This window comes from Arthrobacter sp. 2RAF6 (assembly GCF_052115205.1).
Lineage (GTDB): Bacteria > Actinomycetota > Actinomycetes > Actinomycetales > Micrococcaceae > Arthrobacter.
The window spans coordinates 1-1890 of the sequence record NZ_JBFRGF010000086.1 but is presented as its reverse complement, the minus strand read 5'-3'; the positions used below and the strand labels follow the sequence as shown (position 1 = coordinate 1890).

The 1890-nt window shown below is 60.3% G+C and carries 1 protein-coding gene and 1 pseudogene; one reads left to right on the top strand and one right to left on the bottom strand.

What is annotated here, in order from left to right; all coding sequences use genetic code 11:
- A pseudogene (locus tag AB4Z38_RS25530) lies at window positions 1-337 on the bottom strand (right-handed parallel beta-helix repeat-containing protein); the annotation flags it as partial.
- 451 nt (window positions 338-788) lie between these two features.
- Here AB4Z38_RS25530 and AB4Z38_RS25525 point away from each other — a divergent pair.
- Window positions 789-1868, top strand: a complete 1080-nt coding sequence (locus AB4Z38_RS25525; RefSeq protein ID WP_441432309.1) for an IS110 family transposase — start codon at window positions 789-791, stop codon at window positions 1866-1868.
- Window positions 1869-1890 lie beyond the last annotated feature (22 nt).

Genomic DNA, 1890 nt, shown 5'->3' with positions numbered 1-1890 from the left:
GTCCCCAGCCGCGCAGCTCGATGCAGCTTCCGCATTCGGCGATGAAGTTGTCGTGAATGGAAAGCGCGTCCGCGTGGTAGATGGTGAGGGCGTTCTCAAGGTAGACGAACCCCATGCCGGTGACGCGGAATGAGTCATTGGCGTTCGCGACATAGATGCCGGTCTTGCCGTTGACGTAGGTGTTCTCGGGGTGCATCCCGGAGCCGTCCGGGTTGAAGTGCAACCCGTCGATGCAGAAGTTGGAGAACTCGACCCAGCTGATCCGCGGGCTGGGGTCGCTCGCTGTCCGCGTTGCAGGGTCAAGGATCTGCTGCGGCTCGTTGAGTCCCCGGATCATAGCTTTTCCTCGGATGCGCGCCTGGGCCTGGGCAGCACCGGAAGTGGGCCCTCATTGGAACAGCACCACGAGCGGATAAAACCGTGAGTAGCCCCGCATTCATTAAGGCGGCATGGTCGTTGCAACACCCCCCAAGGTTCCGGTGTTGCAACTGTGAGGCTTGGTTTAGCTGGTCTGGGACTGGCTGGCAGGATAGATTCCGGCCGTTCCACCCCGTAGACGTGACTCCTGTTGCAACTGACCCCAAGGGTGTCATTCGGTCGACTTGTCCGTCTACGGTGGTGGTCGGCCGGGACCCGTCCGGCCCACCACGGTAGCTTGATCAGAAGATTGTCCACCCTTACGGGCGTGACCCATCACAGTGCTGTTCCGTTGTGATTCCTACCCGGACTGGTACCGGCCTTTACGGCCATCAACCAAGTCCATCTCATAGGAAAAGTACGGTGACCGCATGTCTATCGTCGCTCATTCTCACCCGTTTGTCGTGGGTGTCGACACTCACGCCCGAAACCACGTCTACGCCATCCTCGACGCCACCAACGGCGCCATGCTGGATACGCAGTCATTCCCCACCACCACCGCCGGCATCAACCGAGCCATCAAATGGGTCGCACGCCGCACCAACGCCGACGCCGACACCCTCTGGGTCATCGAAGGCGCTGCGTCCTACGGCGCGATCCTCGCCGGCGCCGTGGCCACCCATGGATTCCCCGTTGCCGAGGCTCCTCGCATGGATGCGAAGAAGAACCGCGGGGTCGGTAAAACCGACGCCTTGGATGCCCACCGCATGGCCATTGCCGTGCTGCCCCTACCAGTTGAAAAACTGCGTCGTCCCCGCTTGAATGAAGGGATCCGCCAGGGCTTGCGGATCCTCGTCACCGCTCGCGAATCCATAAGCAAGGACCGCACCCGCTCGATCAACGCCCTGAATGCTCTGGCGCGCAGCAACGATCTCGGTATCGATGCCCGCAAGAAGCTCACCCCCGCCCAGATCGAGGAGATCTCCCGGTGGCGTGAGCGTGAGGAAGAACTGGCTTTGAGTATCGCCCGGGCTGAAGCAATCCGTCTAGCCAAGCACATCCTCAACCTTGACCAGCAGCTGAAGTCCAATGAAAAGCAATTAGACGAGCTGGTCAAGGTCAGCGAGGCCGCTCCTCTACTCGAAGAGAAAGGATTCAGAGCGGTGACCGCGGCAAAGTGCTTGGTGGCGTGGTCGCATGAGGGGCGGGTCCGTAGCGAGGCGGCTTTCGCCTGTCTGGCTGGCGTGAATCCCATCCCTGCATCGTCAGGTAACACGGTGCGACACCGGCTCAACCGGGGAGGCGATAGAAGACTCAACAGCGCTCTTCATATGGCTGCGATCACCAGGATGACGTATGACGCTGAAACCTGCGAATACGCCGAGAAGCGCCGCGCCGAGGGCAAAACTGATAAAGAAATCCGGCGTTGCGTCAAGCGCTTCCTAGCCCGACGCGTGTTCAGAATTCTGATGGCTTCAGCTCAGGCGAAAAAGGTGCAGGAAGCGGCTTGACAGACATAGAAGAGTCGATCGA